We start from the raw sequence: 16,331 nt of genomic DNA on the forward strand, positions 1-16,331 counted from the left end.
ATGTCTCGCTATCTTACCCAACTGGATGATGAGCTTTGCTGGTTTCCCGACCCCAGCCATGCGCTGGAAGAGCCCAACGGCTTGCTGGCGATCGGCGGGGATCTCTCCCCGGCCAGATTGCTGGCAGCTTATCACAAGGGGATCTTTCCGTGGAATGAACCCCACCAACCGACCCTGTGGTGGTCACCGGATCCCCGCGGGGTGATCCGTCCCGACCAACTCCATGTGGGGCGGACACTGCAGAAGATTATCCGCCGAACCCCATTCGATATTTCCGTCAATCGCGCCTTTAATGAAGTCATTACTGCCTGCGCCGCCCCTCGTCGCACTGCCGATGGCACCTGGATCAGCCAACCCATGATCGATGCCTACCAGCAGTTGCACCGGCTGGGTCATGCCCACTCTATCGAGATCTGGCAGGAGGGAGAGCTGCAAGCGGGACTGTATGGCCTCTCTATCGGCCGACTGTTTTGCGGTGAATCCATGTTCAGCCGGATTGATAACGGTGCCAAACTTGCCATGGTGGCACTCTGTCGCCACTTCGCCCGCCATCACGGCGCCCTCATCGATTGCCAGATGCAAAACCCGTTTCTGGCGACCCTGGGTATCGAGGAGTGGCCACGGGCCCGTTTTCTGGCTGAGCTCGCGCGCCTTGGCCATCAACCACTATTGGCTTCCTGCTGGCAAGAGGGGGAGATCAGCTTATGACTGAAGAAGTGATCCTCAAAGTAGGGCTGACCCCCAAGCATCCCTGCAGTTATCTGGACCATGAACAGGAGCAGTTGCTGGTGCTGATGGATCACAATCTGCTCAACGCCAACGGTTACGAACGATTGTTGACTGCCGGTTTTCGCCGCAGTGGCAACGACATCTATCGTCCCCACTGCCCGGCGTGCCATGCCTGCCAATCCCTTCGTATTCACAGTGAACACTTTCGTCCCAGCCGCGGCCAGAAGCGGATCCGCCAGCTCAACAGGGATATCGAGATCGTCCTGAGCTACGATGACAAACCCGAGTATTACCTGCTCTACGAACGCTATATCCGCGAACGCCACCACGATGGCAGCATGTATCCCCCCAACCGCAGCCAGTATCGCGGTTTTCTCCATTGTGACTGGATGCCGCCACTCTATCTGGAGATGCGCAAGGAGGGCCGTCTTATCGGCGTGGCCACCACAGACCTGCTACCCCACTCCTTGAGCGCCATGTACACCTTCTTCGATCCGGATTATGCCGATCGCTCCCTGGGCACCTTTGCCATCCTTTGCCAGCTCGATCTGGCCAGGCGAACCGGGCGAAGCTGGCTCTATCTTGGCTATCTGGTAGAGGCGTGTCGCAAGATGAATTACAAACGCAATTACCTCCCTCATGAGCTGTTAATTCAGGGGGAATGGAAAAATATCGACACCAAGCCCGAGTAAACTTTACACATAGCCTTAAATCCGGCATGATCCAGCGGTTTTTTGTTGTGGCTTATCAAGAGGATTCAATGGCTAAAGAAGACAGTATTGAGATGCAGGGCACTATTCTCGAAACCCTGCCCAATACCATGTTCCGTGTGGAACTGGAGAATGGTCACGTGGTTATCGCTCATATTTCAGGCAAGATGCGCAAAAACTACATTCGTATCCTGACTGGAGACAAAGTAACGGTAGCACTGACTCCCTACGATCTCTCCAAGGGACGTATTGTTTTCCGCTCTCGCTAAGCCAGGAATTCAGCAAAAAACCCCAACCTTTCGGTTGGGGTTTTTTGTCGTTTTCTGATCACTGACGCTTAGTGGGAAACAGCTTCAACATTGACCTGAAAATCAAAGCTGAGGCTGTCATTTACCAACTCAACCTTCACTATTCCCCCGTCAACCAGTGAACCGAACAGGATCTCGTTGGCCAGGGGTTTCTTGAGGTGCTCCTGGATTACCCGACCCATCGGTCTGGCGCCCATGGCTCTGTCATACCCCTTCTCCGCCAACCAGTGGCGAGCACGCTCGGACACCTCGAGAGAAACTCCCTTCGCATCCAGTTGAACCTGCAATTCGACAATGAACTTGTCGACCACCTGATGGATCACCGTCATATCCAGATGGTTGAACCAGATGGTGTGATCAAGCCGGTTGCGAAACTCCGGACTGAAGGTCTTGTTGATCACCGCCATGGCATCGTGGCTCAAATCCTGTTGCTGGAAGCCAATCGATTTACGCTGAGTCTCCTGCACACCTGCGTTGGTAGTCATGACCAAAATCACGTTACGGAAATCCGCCTTGCGCCCGTTGTTGTCGGTCAGGGTGCCGTTGTCCATCACCTGCAACAGCAGATTGAATACGTCCGGGTGAGCTTTCTCAATTTCGTCAAGCAACACGACGGAATGAGGATGCTTGATCACCGCATCAGTCAGCAGACCACCCTGCTCAAAACCGACATAGCCGGGAGGCGCACCAATCAGACGAGAGACGGTGTGACGCTCCATGTACTCGGACATATCAAAGCGCAGCATCTCGACACCCAGCGCCTTACCAAGCTGCTGGGTGACCTCGGTCTTGCCCACCCCGGTCGGACCAGCGAAGAGGAAGCACCCTACCGGGCGACGCTCGTTACCCAAACCTGAACGAGAGAGGCGAATCGCATCGGTCAGCACCTCGATGGCTTTATCCTGACCAAAAACCACCATCTTGAGATTGCGCTCCAGGTTCTTTAGCACCTCTTTATCCGAGGAAGAAACTGATTTCTCAGGAATGCGGGCGATCTTGGCTACGATGGACTCAATTTCTTGCACATTGATCACTTTCTTGCGCTTGCTCGCCGGCAGCAACCGCTGACCGGCACCCGCTTCGTCGATCACGTCGATCGCCTTGTCGGGTAAATGACGATCATTGATGTACTTGGCAGAGAGCTCGGCAGCTGCACGGATCGCCTTGGCGGTATAGCGCACGCCGTGGTGGGCTTCGTAGCGACTCTTGAGCCCCATCAGGATGCGCGTGGTGTCATCGATAGTCGGCTCAACAATATCGATCTTCTGGAAGCGACGGGCCAACGCACGGTCTTTCTCGAAGATCTGGGCGTACTCCTGATAAGTGGTGGATCCCACACAGCGGAGCAAACCATTGGAGAGCAGCGGCTTGATCAGGTTGGCCGCATCCAGCTGACCACCGGATGCCGCACCGGCACCAATGATGGTATGTATCTCGTCGATAAAGAGAATGGCCCCTTCCTGACGCTCAATCTGCTTGAGCAGTACCTTGAGGCGCTTCTCGAAATCACCACGGTATTTGGTGCCCGCCAGCAGAGACCCCATATCCAGCGAATAGATGGTACTGCCCGCAATCACCTCGGGGACATCCCCCTTGACGATTCGATAGGCCAGACCTTCGGCAATGGCGGTTTTACCCACGCCTGCTTCACCCACCAGCAGCGGGTTGTTCTTGCGACGGCGGCAGAGCACCTGAATGGTACGATTGAGCTCCTGATCACGGCCAATCAGCGGATCGATGCGCCCTTCCAGCACCAGCTGATTCAGGTTGGTGGCAAAGCTCTCTATCTGGGCGGCCGAAACATCATCATCAGACTCGGGATTGTTATTGCTGCCGAGATCCGGCTTGCTGTCCTTGCGAACCCCGTGGGAGAGGAAATTGACGACGTCGAGACGGCTGATCTCGGCTTTTTTCAGGAAATAGGCAGCTTGTGACTCCTGCTCACTGAAGATAGCGACCAGCACGTTGGCGCCGCTGACTTCGGTATTGCCGGAGGATTGCACATGGAAGACGGCACGCTGCAACACACGCTGGAAGCCCAGTGTCGGCTGGGTTTCACGATCTTCATCATCGCGCGGTATGAGCGGAGTAGTTTGGGTGATGAATGCGCGGATCTCCTTGCGCATCTGCTCAACATCGGCACCACAAGAGCTCAGCGCCTCATGGGCTGAACTGTTATCCAGAAGGGCTAACAACAGGTGCTCGACGGTCATGAATTCGTGGCGCTCGTCACGGGCCAGTTTGAAAGCCTCGTTCAGCGTCTTTTCTAGATCTTTATTCAACATAGGCACCTCCCCTAGTACAGCTACAATGTGGTGTCACACTCGCCATCAAGTCATCAGATTCAAGCCTTTTCCATAGTACAGAGCAGTGGATGTTCGTTGTTACGTGCATAGGTGTTGACCTGGACGACCTTGGTTTCGGCGATCTCTGCGGTAAACATGCCGCAGACACCCTTACCACTATAATGCACACTCAGCATGACCTGAGTCGCCTTGTCCAAATCCATACCAAAGAACTTTTGCAGCACCTCCACCACAAACTCCATGGGCGTGTAGTCATCGTTGTTCAACACAACCTTATACATGGGTGGCGGCTGCAGCTTTGTTTTCTCTGCTTCTGCAATCTCTTCATTAGCAAAGAGTTCTTTCTGCTTGCTCATAATCGCGCTTTGGTACCTCTAGATTACTACCGTCTAACACAAGGTTGTCAATAGACTTGTTAACCAGATCACATCAGCTGTTAACAACTTCTTGACTCGCTCAAAAGTTAGACTAGATTGGTTACTTGCTAATCTGTGCCCGTCTGCTATGGGCCCATGTCCCTAGTTATAAAGGGCTGGCGCAGGTTACTCAACGACTTCTGGGTAATCAATAAAAGGATGTAGAAGTATGGCAACCGGCACAGTTAAGTGGTTTAACAACGCAAAAGGATTTGGGTTTATCTGTCCGGAAGGGGGCGGTGAGGATATCTTCGCTCACTACTCCACGATTCAAATGGAGGGCTACAAGACCCTGAAAGCGGGTCAGGCTGTCAATTTTGAACTGCAACAGGGGCCGAAAGGAAATCACGCCTCTGTGATTGTGCCAAACGAAGCACAAAATATGTAAATAACGCCCGTTGGATAAATAAAAAACCGGTTCCTCTCTGAGCAACCGGTTTTTTATTGTCAGATTTCTGGCGAATCCTGCCTCCTCACGGGATCACAGGGTTATCACCAGCCATGATCAGTCGTGATATTCACTACAGGCGATCAGGGTATTTTCCATCAGGCTGGCGACCGTCATTGGGCCGACGCCACCGGGTACCGGGGTAATGAAGGCGGCATGGCTGCGCGCCGTCTCAAACTCCACATCCCCGACCAACGAGCCATCAGCCAAGCGATTGATGCCCACATCGATTACCAGTGCCCCCGGTTTGATCCACTCGCCAGGAATGAAGTTGGGCTTGCCGACAGCAACAACCAGCAGATCGGCACGGCGAACCTGCTCTTCCAGATCCCGCGTAAAACGGTGACAGGTCGTGGTTGTGCAGCCCGCCAGCAACAATTCGAGGGTCATGGGACGCCCCACTATGTTGGACGCTCCCACCACGACCGCATGCAGACCGTGCGTCTTCACGCCGGTGGTCTCGATCAGCGTCATGATCCCTTTCGGAGTGCAGGGGCGCAGCGCCGGAATACGTTGTGCCAGACGGCCGACGTTATACGGGTGGAATCCATCTACATCCTTGTCAGGCTGGATCCGCTCCAGCACCTGAGTGGTATCAAAGTGATCCGGCAACGGCAACTGAACCAAAATGCCATCTACGTGGCTATCCGCATTCAGCTGATCAATCAGCGCCAGCAGCTCTTCCTGACTGGCAGTGGCACTCAGGTCATAGGAGCGGGAGAGAAAACCCACCTCCTCACATGCCCGGCGTTTGCTGCCGACATAGACCTGAGAGGCGGGATCCGCCCCCACCAGAATGACTGCCAGCCCTGGAGCCCGTTTCCCTGCCGCCAACCGCTGTTGGACTTGCGCCGCGACCTGGCTGCGAATCGTTTGCGCAACCTGTTTTCCATCTATGATTTTGGCAGACATCGTTCTCCACTCACCATGTGTTCAACTGCCGCGCATTGTCGCATTTTTTTAGCCGGGATGTTAGCGGCAGACGCACACCAGACCTGTAGCGGGCAATAAGTAGGCACTTGAATTTACTGGGGGAAAAAGTCGTTGACGCTGCCCCTTACGCTTGGCTATGATGCCCGCCCGTTGCCCAGTACGACTCTTGTCGATATGCTGGTCAGGGATTTTCGGTGATTAGCGCAGTCCGGTAGCGCATCTGGTTTGGGACCAGAGGGTCAAAGGTTCGAATCCTTTATCACCGACCATGTTCATCGACTCGTCCCTAAGACGTGTTGATACAAAGCGCCCTTAGCTCAGTTGGATAGAGCAACGGCCTTCTAAGCCGTGGGTCGCAGGTTCGAATCCTGCAGGGCGCGCCATTGATACTCTCCTTTTCTTCTGGATTGGCGAGTGTTGATGAAGATTTTAGTGGTGGCTGTAGCTCAGTTGGTAGAGTCCCGGATTGTGATTCCGGTTGTCGTGGGTTCGAGCCCCATCAGCCACCCCATTATTCTGTCGATAATCGCCGCAAGGTGATGTCCATCGACCTGGTGCAGTGACTTCTGGTCTGCTCCACGAAAAACCGGCCTTGGCCGGTTTTTTTGTTTTGCGCTCCACAGCGCCTTGCCTTGTCTGCAAGGTCATCCTCCAGCTCGATAAACGCGGCTCCGCCCATTTGTCACGATGGCTTCTCCCCATCGATGACACAGCCACGCTCCCCCGCACATCAGCCTGCCCGGTTCTTTTTCTGTATTTCCCAAGCGCCATTGATATGCTGATCGCTCTTCTTCTCTCCTGCTTTCCGTTGGAGCTTTTCTATGCAACGCATTCTTTTTGTCGAAGATGATCCCGAGATTGGCCAGCTCATCAGCAGTTGGCTCGGTCGCCACGATATGGACGTGATCCTCGAGCCCAGAGGGGACATGGCGCTGGCCCGGGTCGAGGCCGAACAGCCCGATCTGGTGCTGCTCGATATCATGCTGCCAGGGCAAGATGGCATGTCCCTCTGTCGGGATCTGCGGCCGCGCTTCGACGGCCCCATCGTGATGCTCACCTCGCTTGATAGCGACATGAACCAGATCCTGAGTCTGGAGCTGGGTGCCAACGACTACATCCTTAAAACCACCCCGCCCCCCGTGCTGCTGGCCCGACTTCGGGTGCAGTTTCGTCAGCACCAGCAAACATCAACTCAACCTGCCGCCACCAGCAGTGCTCCCCAGCAGCTGCAATTTGGTCGGCTGCGGGTGGATGGTCCGGGACGAGATGTGCGCCTCGATGGCGAGAGCATTGCCCTCTCGACCGCCGACTTTGATCTGCTGTGGGAACTCGCTTGTCACGCGGGCCAAATCTTGAGTCGGGAAGCCCTCTTTCGCAGCTTGCGCGGCCGGGAGTACGACGGTCAGGATCGCAGCATGGATGTGGCCATCTCCCGCCTGCGCCGCAAACTGGGTGATAACCCCGACAACCCGGCCCGGATCAAGACAGTGCGTCAGAAAGGCTACCTCTTCGTCCCCCACGCCTGGGAATAACCCTCTTTCGGGAGCACCGCCATGCGCCGTCTCTTTATCCAGTTCTATCTGTTGCTGATAGGCTGCTTCACCCTCGCCATCCTGCTGGTGGGTGTGGTCTATCAGGTGACCGCCGAACGGGCGGGTGATCGCTATCTCGAACGCATGATGCAGGGATCCCTTGGCCTGTTGACCGGCGAGTTGGCAAGAACCCCGCCCGAGCGCTGGCCCGCTCGTCTGGCCGAGCAGAGCAGTCAGTTTACCCTCCCCCTCAAGATCGGCGAGCTGGTGCGCCAGCCCCTGACCAGCGAGGATCAGGCCTTTCTGGCCGCCGGCAATATTGTCATCGTCGAGGAGGATGACACCTTCCTGCAGCGCATCCCCGATACCGATCGGGTGCTGATTGTCGGCCCTGTACCCTACCTCTCTTACCTGCACGAGCTGCACTGGGTCGATATAGGGCTGTTGCTGGTGATCGGCCTATCCCTCGGACTGCCCATTCTGCTCTGGTTGCGTCCCCACTGGCGGGGTTTGCAGCAGTTGGAGCAGACCGCCCGTCGCGTAGGCGATGGGGATCTCTCCTGCCGAACCAATCTGCCACCGGGCAGCAGTCTGGTCCGGGTGGGACGCACCTTCGATCAAATGGCGACCCAATTGCAGGCCATGATTGCCAGCCGCAAGCAACTGACCGATGCCATCGCCCACGAGTTGCGCACCCCGCTGGTCCGGTTGCGCTATCGGCTTGCCATGCTCGATCCTGCCCCTGCCGAGCAGGAGCAGCAGGCGCTGGAGCGAGATCTGGGAGCGCTGGACGCCCTGATCGAAGAGATGCTCACCTACGCCAAGCTGGACAGGCCGGAGTTGCCGTTGCAACAGGACGAGCTGGAGCTCAGCCACTGGGCACAAGTGCATCTCGGCGACTGGCAAGCGCTGGCCCCCGAAAAGAAGCTCACCCTCGATCTGCCGCCACGTCACATGCCCTGGTGCGGCGATCAGCGTCTGCTGACGCGCGCGGTGGAGAACCTGATCGGCAATGCTCTGCGCTACGCCGAGAGCGAGGTTACCCTCTCCATCTCGCGGCTGCAGGAGAACTATCTGCTGGAGGTGAGCGACGATGGGCCGGGGATCGATCCGGCGCTGGCGCCCCAGATCTTCGAACCATTCGTACGCCTTGATCAGAGCCGGGATCGTCGCACCGGCGGCACCGGGTTGGGGCTGGCCATCGTGCGCAGCATTGCCCGTCATCACGGAGGGGATGTGGCGCTGCTGGCCAGTGACCACGGCGCCCGCTTCTGCCTCACCCTGCCTGTACATTTGGATACAAACCGTCACCAACCGCTCACTGAAGGGCCGCCGCAACCGTCATAGGATGACTGTCATGGAGAACGCTCCATAACATCAACCCGAATAAGGAAATTGAACATGAAAAAGATCATTCCCCTGACCCTGGCTGCCGTCTTCGCCCTCACCTCCGGTTTCACCATGGCGGCCACCCCGACCAAGACAGCCACACCGCAGGCGACCCAGACCAAGGTGGTGAAAAAACACCATAAAGCCACCCACGCCAAGACCCCTGCCGTCAAAGTCGCACCGAAAACCAAGTGATCCAACCGGTCACTGGATAGCACAGAGGGAGGCTGACGCCTCCCTTTCCATCTCTTCCCGAAATTTTCCTGACGAGCGCCTCCCTCGTCCAAACCGGATCCACGACCCGGCTCCCCCTTTGCGGGAAACGGTCAATGACCACAGGAACATGGCATGTGGCGTCATCTGCTTAAATGGCTAGGCCCCTTGTGCAGCTTGCTGCTGCTCGGCACCGCACTGACCGTGCTGTATCACCTGACTCAGGCATGGCACTGGCACGATATTCGTGTGGCCATCTGGTCCCAACCCCTGCAGAGACTGGCGGGCGCCCTATTGCTGACCCTGCTCAGTTATGGTTGCCTCTGTAGCTATGACATGCTGGCGCTCCATGCGCTGGGCAAGCACCTTCCCTGGCAACAGGTCAGCATCACCTCCTTTATCGCCTACACCTTCTCCAACACCCTGGGATTTGCCCTGCTGACCGGCACCTCGGTACGCTATCGCCTTTACTCCGCACTGGGGCTCGCCACCGGGGAAGTGGCCCGCGTGGTGCTGTTCTGCTCCATCACCTTCTTCCTCGGCCTGCTGGCGTGGGGAGGGGGCGCCCTAGTGACCTGCGATGTATCACAGCTGCTGCCTGACTGGCCGCAATGGGCAGATACCCTGCTCAGGCTGGCGGGCGTCATGGCTCTGCTGTTGGTGGCCTGCTACCTCTGCTGGCCCACACACCGTCTCTCCTGGCGAATACACACCCTGATCCTGCCCGGCTTCAAGGTTCGTCTGTTGCAACTGCTGGTCGCGCTGGCCGACTGGATGGCCGCCGCCGCCGTGCTGTTTGTGCTGTTGCCTGCAGATAGCGTCCCCTACCCTGTGCTGCTCAGTGCCTTCGTGCTGGCCAGCTTCCTCGGGGTACTGGCCCACGTGCCGGGCGGGATTGGGGTGTTCGAAGCGAGCATGAGCCTGCTGCTGGCCCACTACCTGCCGGCCGACAAGCTGCTCGCCTCGCTGCTGCTCTACCGCTGCATCTATTATCTGCTTCCCTTTCTCTGTGCCCTGCTGCTCTTTGCGAGTCAGGAGATGCTGCAACAAAAAGCGCGCTGGCAGCGGCTACAGGGGCTGATGAGCGCAGTGCGCGAATTTCTGCCTGCCCTTATCAGCATGGGCACCTTCACCGCCGGCAGCCTGCTGCTCTGTTCGGGTATGATCCCGACCATGCGCAGCCACATTGAAGTGTGGCTGCAGGTGTTGCCGCTCCATCTGCTGGAGCTCTCCCACGTGCTCGGCAGCGTGAGCGGTATCCTCCTGATCCTGCTGGCGCGCAGCCTCTATCGCCGTCACGACGCCGCGTTTCGCATCACCCAGCTGCTGCTGGCACTGGGGATCGCCTTCTCCCTGCTCAAGGGCGGCGACTGGGAGTCAGCCCTGCTGCTTGGCTGCTTTCTGCTCATCATGACCCCCTGCCGTTCCCTCTTCTATCGCAAGGGGTCGCTGCTCTATCCCCAGTACACCCCGGGCTGGCTCATCTCGGTCGGCGCTGTGCTGCTGGGAGCGCTGTGGCTGCTGCTCTTCTCCTACCGTCAGGTGGAGTATGACCACGCCCTCTGGTTCCACTTCTCGCCCCACGGCGGGGCTGCCCGCGGCCTGCGCGCCATGGGGAGCGTGGTGGCCGTGCTGGCCGTGGCCGGGGTTGCCCAGCTGCTTGCGCCGCTGCGCGTAGTCGGTGAAAAGCCGGACAAGGAGACGCTGGCGCGCGCTCACGAGCTGGTGGTGCGCGAAGGGGGGATCCACGGCTATCTGGCCCAGTTGCAGGACAAGTCACTGCTGTTCCACCCCGCAGGCGACGCTTTCCTGATGTATGGCATCGAGGGCAACAGCTGGATTGTGATGGGGGATCCCATCGGTCGCCCCGAACAGATCGAAGAGCTGCTCTGGCAATTTCGCGAGCGGTGCGATGAGCACGACGCCAACCCGGTCTTTTATCAGGTCTCGGCCCGCTATCTTCCGCTCTATCTGGAGCTGGGGCTGATCCCCTTCAAGCTCGGCGAAGAGGCGATGGTCGATCTGACTACCTTCGATCTGGCGGGCAGCCGGCTGCGCAACCTGCGCCAGAGCCACGCCAAGGGCAAACGGGAAGGGTTGACCTTCGAGGTGGTCGAGGCAAGTGCCGTGGCCCCCCTGCTGCCCAGATTGCAGACCGTCTCCGATACCTGGCTGCAGAGCAAGATGGGCAAGGAGAAGGGCTTCTCGGTCGGCCGCTTTGAGCCTGACTACCTGACCTTGAGCCCGGCTGCGCTGGTGTGGCATGAGGGGCAGCTCGTCGGCTTTGCCAACCTCTGGGTGAGCGACAACAAGGAGATGCTCTCCATCGATCTGATGCGCTACAGCCTGGATACCGGCACCGCTCCCATCATGGATTTTCTCTTTGTCGAGCTGCTGCTGTGGGGCAAGGCGCAAGGGTACGCCAGCTTCAATTTGGGGATGGCCCCCATGTCCGGCTTCAACGATCACCCGCTCGGCAGCTACTGGGCCCGCCTTGGCAATACCCTGTTTGTGCGCGGCAGCCGCTTTTACAACTTCCAGGGGCTCAGACGCTACAAGGAGAAATTTTCGCCCCGCTGGGAACCCCGCTACCTGCTCTGCAGCAGCAAGCTGGTACTGCCCAGAACCCTGACTCACCTGATCACCCTGATTAGCCGCGGCCCGCTGGGGCTGATCAAGAAATAGGAGCATGGCCAATGAGAGCCTTGATATTGCTGTTACTCAGTCTCGTACTGCCCGTTTCATCTTTTGCGGCGCACGCCGCCCCGGTCAAGGACGACCTGAGCCTGATTGAGCTGCCAGTCAAGCAGCCATCGGACGCCCCCATGGTGATCTTTCTCAGCGGGGATGGTGGCTGGGCGGCCCTCGACAAGGGGTTGAGCGCCCAGTTTCAGCTGCACGGCATGCCGGTCGTGGGCTGGAGCTCCCTCACCTACTACTGGAAAAAGAAAACCCCGGAGCAGGTGACCGCCGATCTGGAGCGGATCCTTGATGATTACCAAACTCGCTGGCAGCGCCCCCGCTGGTTGCTGGTCGGTTTCTCGTTTGGTGCCGAGATTGTCCCATTCGTCATCAACCGGTTGCCGGAGCACTATCGTCAGGGGCTGGTCGGGGCCGTGATGCTCTCCCCCTCCACCAGCTCGGATTTCGAGATCCACGTCAGCGACATGCTGACTCACAAGGCGCGGAGCTACCCGACCGAGCCGCAGGTGAAGACCATCCGCGACCTGCCGATGGTCTGCCTGCAAGGAGCCGACGATGATGATGACGACCACCTCTGCCCCCGTCTCAACCAGCCCAACGTCACCAGCATCACCCTGCCGGGAGGACATCATTTTGACGATAACTACCCCCAGCTCTATCAGGCCATCACCAAGCATCTGAACCTACCCCCGGATCCGCTGACTGTGGAGCATTAACCGGTATCACCACTGAATGCCTTTTAAGTACCGAGCAGGGCAAATCAGCGAGCAATGAAAAGGGCCTCTCTTGCGAGAGGCCCTTGTACTGAATTGGGCGGAAACTTTAAAAGGATCGACCAATGGGTTGGCCGTGGCGTCAAAGTCACCGAAGCTTTTCACTGCGATTGCCCAAGCGGTTCAGCCAGATACTAGGCTATCAACAATGAGGATTTGCAGTCCTATGCTGACAACCGCTCGGGATTGCGCCATAAAACAAAAGCCCTGATGTTTCCATCAGGGCTTTGCAATTTGGCGGTGAGGGAGGGATTCGAACCCTCGATACGTTGCCGTATACACACTTTCCAGGCGTGCTCCTTCAGCCACTCGGACACCTCACCAAATTTTTGCTCACTGCTTTATGTGCTTGAGCTGCACATTCGCTGGCGGACCATGCCGCGGCGACGGGGCGTAATGTAAGGGATACGATGGCTTTTGGTCAATGCAATTTTTTACTTTTTGCGTTCGTTTGCTCAATATCCGAACCAAGTGACCAAAAATATGCCGTTTCGTATCCCTTTCAATCAATTTACTGCCGCTTCGTGCAAATGTTCACCTTTGAGCGCCTCTTCCAGCGAGCCGTAAAATTCCAGCTTGCCGGGCTGCGGCCGTACCTTGGCGCGTGCCAGGGTCTTGAGCGGTTGGAACTGCAACTCGGCCACCCGCAACTCGACACCGGCTTTAGCCATCTGCTTGCCAAAGTGGAGGAAGGCAGACAGGCCGCCCGCATCGAGGATGGAAACCGCCTCCATCTGCAACACCAGCACCTGGTGCCCTTTCACTTGTGATTCCAGCTCGGCAAAGACCCGTTCGGCCGCTGCGAAGAAGAGCGGGCCGTTGATCTTGTAGAGCAGGCCGTTGTCCGGCACCTCGTGGGCATAGCGTTTGTGCTCGGCCAAATCGTGCAGTTTGGTCATCTTGGCGATTTCGCGCATAAAGAGCAGGGAGGCCAGGATCACCCCGAAAGTGATGGCGATGACCATGTCGAAAATGACGGTGAGCGACAGGCAGACCAGCAGCACCAGCACATCGGATTTGGGCGCGCGACGGATCAGCTCCACCACCTTGTGCGCTTCACTCATGTTCCAAGCCACGATGAGCAGCAAGGCAGCCATGGCCGAGAGCGGCAACCAGGAGAGCCAGGGGGCCAGTACCAGAATGGCGGCCAGCACCACCAGCGCATGGACGATCCCCGAGATGGGGGACGTAGCACCGGCACGCACGTTGGCGGCAGAGCGGGCGATGGCGGCGGTGGCGGTAATGCCGCCAAAGAAGGGGGCGAAGATGTTGCCAAGCCCCTGCCCCACCAGCTCGGCGTTGGAGCTATGTTTGCGACCGGTCATGCCGTCGAGCACCACGGCGCAGAGCAGCGACTCGATCGCCCCCAGCATCGCCATGGAGAAGGCGGCAGGCAGCAGCCGCTCAACAGCCGCCAGGTTCCATTCAACCGGCAAGCCATCCGGTCCGGGCAAGGCCCAGGGCATCACCAGGGTCGGCGCGATGGGCGGGATCCCCATCCCCTGGGTGCCATCGGCCAGGGTATAGCTGAACTTGCTGCCGATGGTAGCCACATCCACCCCAAAGTAATGGAGGCCAAAACCCAGACCCACCCCGACCAGCACCGCGGGCAAGTGGCCGGGCACAGGCAGACGCAGGCGCGGCCAGAGCAGCAGCACGGCCAGCGTTGCGACCCCCACCAGGGTATCGCCCCACTGCCAGCTTGGCAGGGCGGCGGCCAGCGCCTCGACCTTGCCCAGATAGGTTTCCGGCATCTCGGGCACGCTTAGGCCAAAGAAGTCCTTGATCTGCAAGGTGGCGATCACGATGGCGATACCACCGGTAAAGCCCAGTGTCACTGACGGGGGAATGTACTCGATAAGGCGGCCAAGACGGGCCATCCCCATCGCCACCAGAAAGAGGCCTGAGATGAGCGTCGCCATCAACAGACCGCCAACCCCGAACTGCTGGGCGACCGGGTAGAGGATCACTACAAAGGCAGCGGTCGGGCCGGAGATGGAGTAGCGGGAGCCACCGGTCACGGCGATCACGATACCGGCAATGATGGCGGTATAGAGACCGTGTTGCGGCGGTACACCGCTGGCGATGGCCAGTGCCATGGCGAGCGGGATGGCGATGATGCCCACCGTCACACCGGCGATAAGATCACGGCCGAAGCGGGCCATGCTGTAGGGTTCATCAATACAGGACTGGCGTAAGGCTATGGCGAGCTTCACGCTATTTAAAGAGGCTTGCTTGTGCATGTATATCGTAATACCAGAAGAGGGAGATAAAGGCCGGAGAGATCCGGCGCCCGATCATCATCAAGGGCCGGCAGGGCTGTCGACGCGGCGATGGTATCCTGCGTAACCTTACTCCAGACGGGCCATTTTTTCGATGGGCAGGATCAATGAAACGCGCGCTCACCCATTATTTGGCCTATTTGCCGCCAAATCGCCGATCTTGGCTCCTGCTCTCCCCCTTTTTGCCACAAAGATTACCATTTGAGCCTCGCCTGGTTACCAGCACGTTCGCGACATCATGCTGGCATCATCAGGTTGATGCGAACCGAGCCAATAACCCCTGCGTCGGTTGGGGGCGGTGATGGCAAGAGACTGATTGTGCTGAAAATAAACCGCAAAGCACAACTTTTGGGCAAACAGTCCGAAAATCCGGTTTTCGGGAAATTCACGGGTTGACACCCGCCGCCCTGGTCATTAATATTCGCCCCGTCTTAACGAGACAGGCAATTCCTCCTTAGTTCAGTCGGTAGAACGGCGGACTGTTAATCCGTATGTCACTGGTTCAAGTCCAGTAGGAGGAGCCACTTTTCCCTCGTAGTTCAGTCGGTAGAACGGCGGACTGTTAATCCGTATGTCACAGGTTCAAGTCCTGTCGAGGGAGCCACATTTGAAGCCCAGTTTTCGAGCTGGGCTTTTTCATATCCATCTCTCCATTGTTTCAAGCTGAGCCAGCTCCCCCTCACCGCTTGCTCTGCCACATTCCCCTCGCAGTGAACGATCCACTCTCCCTGTTTTCTCTCAACTCAAATTCGACTAACTTCCAAAACGTCCAACTACAGCCAAGTAGCAGGTTCCTTGTGCCTTGGTTACCTCGCCACCGGCAGGTCCTCCCAGCGTGTGGTGTAACAGGGGCTCAGGTGCTCTTGTCGCATCATCCACTCAGGCGACCCCGTGCCTTGGCTGGCAAAGCCTACGCGCCCCAATCCCTTGGCTTTGATCTGGTCCATCACTGCCATCAGCGCATCTGATTGAGCGGAGGACGGGGCAAAGAGATCTGCCTGTTGTTGCCCCTTGGGGGTGAACTCACTCAGCATGACTCCCCCCTTCTGATAACGGTAACCGTCGCGCCAAATCTGCGGTAGCAGCACGTTCACTTGCTGCAGCAGCAACCGGGTATCATCGCTAGGGCAGACCAGCCGGACGCCAGCCTGCTCACTGTAGTAAGGGGCTCGTTCATCAAAGGGGCTGGTTCGCACGAACAGGTGCACCCGCTGGCAACACATTCCCTCGGCCCGCAGCTTCTCGGCTGCGCGAGCCATAAAGCCCGACAACGCCTGGGCCATTTCTCCACGGTCGGTCACGCGCTCACCAAAGGAACGGCTCGAGAGGATCTGCTGCTTCGCCGCCGGTTCAACGGTCAGCTCTGCGCAAGGCAGGCCACGCAGCTCCTGTACGATCCGCTCGACCACCACGCCGTATTGGGCGCGTAACCCTTTGGCGTCGCTAGCCACCAGGTCAGCAACGGTATTGATACCTTGTGCCACCAACTTGGCCCCCAAGCGCCGTCCTATGCCCCACACCTCGTCCACCGGGGTGATAGCCATCAGCCGGGCACGGCGCAGCTCGTCACGCAAGTCCACGACGCCGCC

Annotated in this window: 14 protein-coding genes and 6 tRNA genes; 14 read left to right on the forward strand and 6 right to left on the reverse strand. The window is 58.0% G+C overall.

From position 1 onward, the window contains the following. The 3 genes from aat (at position 1) to infA (ending at position 1,708) form a co-directional block, all read left to right on the forward strand. Positions 1-708, forward strand: coding sequence for a leucyl/phenylalanyl-tRNA--protein transferase (gene aat / locus AB5Y67_RS09055; protein ID WP_064338142.1), 708 nt, complete (start codon positions 1-3; stop codon positions 706-708). Continuing rightward, on the forward strand, positions 705-1,421 hold the full coding sequence (locus AB5Y67_RS09060) for an arginyltransferase (protein ID WP_005351203.1): 717 nt from the start codon (positions 705-707) through the stop codon (positions 1,419-1,421). The genes aat and AB5Y67_RS09060 overlap by 4 nt, the downstream gene beginning before the upstream one ends. Positions 1,422-1,489: 68 nt before the next feature. Continuing rightward, positions 1,490-1,708, forward strand: coding sequence for a translation initiation factor IF-1 (infA, locus tag AB5Y67_RS09065; RefSeq protein ID WP_005300033.1), 219 nt, complete (start codon positions 1,490-1,492; stop codon positions 1,706-1,708). 68 nt (positions 1,709-1,776) lie between these two features. On the opposite strand, the gene clpA is transcribed toward infA, so the two are convergent. Both clpA and clpS read right to left on the reverse strand, forming a co-directional pair. Next, positions 1,777-4,032 carry an ATP-dependent Clp protease ATP-binding subunit ClpA gene (gene clpA, locus AB5Y67_RS09070; RefSeq protein ID WP_005337110.1) on the reverse strand — a complete coding sequence of 752 codons (2,256 nt, stop codon included), beginning with the start codon at positions 4,030-4,032 and terminating at the stop codon, positions 1,777-1,779. A gap of 59 nt (positions 4,033-4,091) precedes the next feature. Continuing rightward, positions 4,092-4,409 (reverse strand): ATP-dependent Clp protease adapter ClpS, encoded by a 318-nt coding sequence (clpS, locus tag AB5Y67_RS09075; RefSeq protein WP_005337111.1) that lies wholly within the window; start codon positions 4,407-4,409, stop codon positions 4,092-4,094. 229 nt (positions 4,410-4,638) lie between these two features. Between clpS and cspD the strand changes: the two genes are divergently transcribed. Further along, on the forward strand, positions 4,639-4,857 hold the full coding sequence (gene cspD / locus AB5Y67_RS09080) for a cold shock-like protein CspD (protein ID WP_005300025.1): 219 nt from the start codon (positions 4,639-4,641) through the stop codon (positions 4,855-4,857). Positions 4,858-4,974: 117 nt separating this feature from the next. Here the strand turns inward: cspD and folD are convergent, their stop codons facing one another. Next, a complete protein-coding gene (gene folD / locus AB5Y67_RS09085; protein WP_064338144.1) occupies positions 4,975-5,829 on the reverse strand; it encodes a bifunctional methylenetetrahydrofolate dehydrogenase/methenyltetrahydrofolate cyclohydrolase FolD in 855 nt (284 codons plus the stop codon). 213 nt (positions 5,830-6,042) lie between these two features. Between folD and AB5Y67_RS09090 the strand changes: the two genes are divergently transcribed. From AB5Y67_RS09090 to AB5Y67_RS09125, 8 genes are all read left to right on the forward strand, one after another. Beyond that, positions 6,043-6,119: transfer RNA gene (locus tag AB5Y67_RS09090), tRNA-Pro, on the forward strand. Between the two features lie 37 nt (positions 6,120-6,156). Then, a tRNA-Arg gene (locus AB5Y67_RS09095) sits at positions 6,157-6,233 on the forward strand. A gap of 52 nt (positions 6,234-6,285) precedes the next feature. Then, positions 6,286-6,361: transfer RNA gene (locus AB5Y67_RS09100), tRNA-His, on the forward strand. A 310-nt stretch (positions 6,362-6,671) separates the two neighbouring features. Then, positions 6,672-7,382 carry a two-component system response regulator RstA gene (rstA, locus tag AB5Y67_RS09105; protein WP_199428074.1) on the forward strand — a complete coding sequence of 237 codons (711 nt, stop codon included), beginning with the start codon at positions 6,672-6,674 and terminating at the stop codon, positions 7,380-7,382. Positions 7,383-7,403: 21 nt separating this feature from the next. Beyond that, positions 7,404-8,729, forward strand: a complete 1,326-nt coding sequence (rstB, locus tag AB5Y67_RS09110; RefSeq protein WP_199428075.1) for a two-component system sensor histidine kinase RstB — start codon at positions 7,404-7,406, stop codon at positions 8,727-8,729. 54 nt (positions 8,730-8,783) lie between these two features. Beyond that, on the forward strand, positions 8,784-8,966 hold the full coding sequence (locus tag AB5Y67_RS09115) for a hypothetical protein (protein ID WP_005337116.1): 183 nt from the start codon (positions 8,784-8,786) through the stop codon (positions 8,964-8,966). Between the two features lie 153 nt (positions 8,967-9,119). Continuing rightward, entirely contained in the window at positions 9,120-11,669 is a 2,550-nt protein-coding gene (mprF, locus tag AB5Y67_RS09120; protein WP_199428076.1) for a bifunctional lysylphosphatidylglycerol flippase/synthetase MprF, read from the forward strand. A gap of 11 nt (positions 11,670-11,680) precedes the next feature. Beyond that, positions 11,681-12,403, forward strand: coding sequence for an AcvB/VirJ family lysyl-phosphatidylglycerol hydrolase (locus AB5Y67_RS09125; RefSeq protein ID WP_150388954.1), 723 nt, complete (start codon positions 11,681-11,683; stop codon positions 12,401-12,403). A gap of 292 nt (positions 12,404-12,695) precedes the next feature. On the opposite strand, the gene AB5Y67_RS09130 is transcribed toward AB5Y67_RS09125, so the two are convergent. Further along, a tRNA-Ser gene (locus AB5Y67_RS09130) sits at positions 12,696-12,783 on the reverse strand. A 183-nt stretch (positions 12,784-12,966) separates the two neighbouring features. Continuing rightward, complete coding sequence (gene dauA, locus AB5Y67_RS09135) at positions 12,967-14,703, reverse strand: C4-dicarboxylic acid transporter DauA (RefSeq protein ID WP_064338171.1); 1,737 nt, start codon at positions 14,701-14,703, stop codon at positions 12,967-12,969. Positions 14,704-15,190: 487 nt separating this feature from the next. On the opposite strand from dauA, the gene AB5Y67_RS09140 reads away from it, so the two are divergent. Both AB5Y67_RS09140 and AB5Y67_RS09145 read left to right on the forward strand, forming a co-directional pair. Continuing rightward, a tRNA-Asn gene (locus AB5Y67_RS09140) sits at positions 15,191-15,266 on the forward strand. A gap of 4 nt (positions 15,267-15,270) precedes the next feature. Continuing rightward, positions 15,271-15,346, forward strand: a tRNA-Asn gene (locus tag AB5Y67_RS09145). A 202-nt stretch (positions 15,347-15,548) separates the two neighbouring features. Here AB5Y67_RS09145 and AB5Y67_RS09150 read toward each other — a convergent pair. Then, on the reverse strand, positions 15,549-16,331 hold a 783-nt coding region (locus AB5Y67_RS09150; protein WP_368207681.1), incomplete at its 5' end, for a DUF4113 domain-containing protein.

The sequence above is a fragment of the Aeromonas sp. s12 genome, from assembly GCF_040907925.1.
In the GTDB taxonomy this organism is placed as follows: domain Bacteria; phylum Pseudomonadota; class Gammaproteobacteria; order Enterobacterales; family Aeromonadaceae; genus Aeromonas; species Aeromonas veronii.

Coding starts and splice junctions, on each gene's coding strand:
- folD (WP_064338144.1), bottom strand. CDS start 5,829: ATGTCTGCCAAAATCATAGATGGAAAACAGGTTGCGCAAACGATTCGC.
- rstA (WP_199428074.1), top strand. CDS start 6,672: ATGCAACGCATTCTTTTTGTCGAAGATGATCCCGAGATTGGCCAGCTC.
- infA (WP_005300033.1), top strand. CDS start 1,490: ATGGCTAAAGAAGACAGTATTGAGATGCAGGGCACTATTCTCGAAACC.
- cspD (WP_005300025.1), top strand. CDS start 4,639: ATGGCAACCGGCACAGTTAAGTGGTTTAACAACGCAAAAGGATTTGGG.
- clpA (WP_005337110.1), bottom strand. CDS start 4,032: ATGTTGAATAAAGATCTAGAAAAGACGCTGAACGAGGCTTTCAAACTG.
- rstB (WP_199428075.1), top strand. CDS start 7,404: ATGCGCCGTCTCTTTATCCAGTTCTATCTGTTGCTGATAGGCTGCTTC.
- AB5Y67_RS09125 (WP_150388954.1), top strand. CDS start 11,681: ATGAGAGCCTTGATATTGCTGTTACTCAGTCTCGTACTGCCCGTTTCA.
- aat (WP_064338142.1), top strand. CDS start 1: ATGTCTCGCTATCTTACCCAACTGGATGATGAGCTTTGCTGGTTTCCC.
- AB5Y67_RS09115 (WP_005337116.1), top strand. CDS start 8,784: ATGAAAAAGATCATTCCCCTGACCCTGGCTGCCGTCTTCGCCCTCACC.
- dauA (WP_064338171.1), bottom strand. CDS start 14,703: ATGCACAAGCAAGCCTCTTTAAATAGCGTGAAGCTCGCCATAGCCTTA.
- AB5Y67_RS09060 (WP_005351203.1), top strand. CDS start 705: ATGACTGAAGAAGTGATCCTCAAAGTAGGGCTGACCCCCAAGCATCCC.
- mprF (WP_199428076.1), top strand. CDS start 9,120: ATGTGGCGTCATCTGCTTAAATGGCTAGGCCCCTTGTGCAGCTTGCTG.
- clpS (WP_005337111.1), bottom strand. CDS start 4,409: ATGAGCAAGCAGAAAGAACTCTTTGCTAATGAAGAGATTGCAGAAGCA.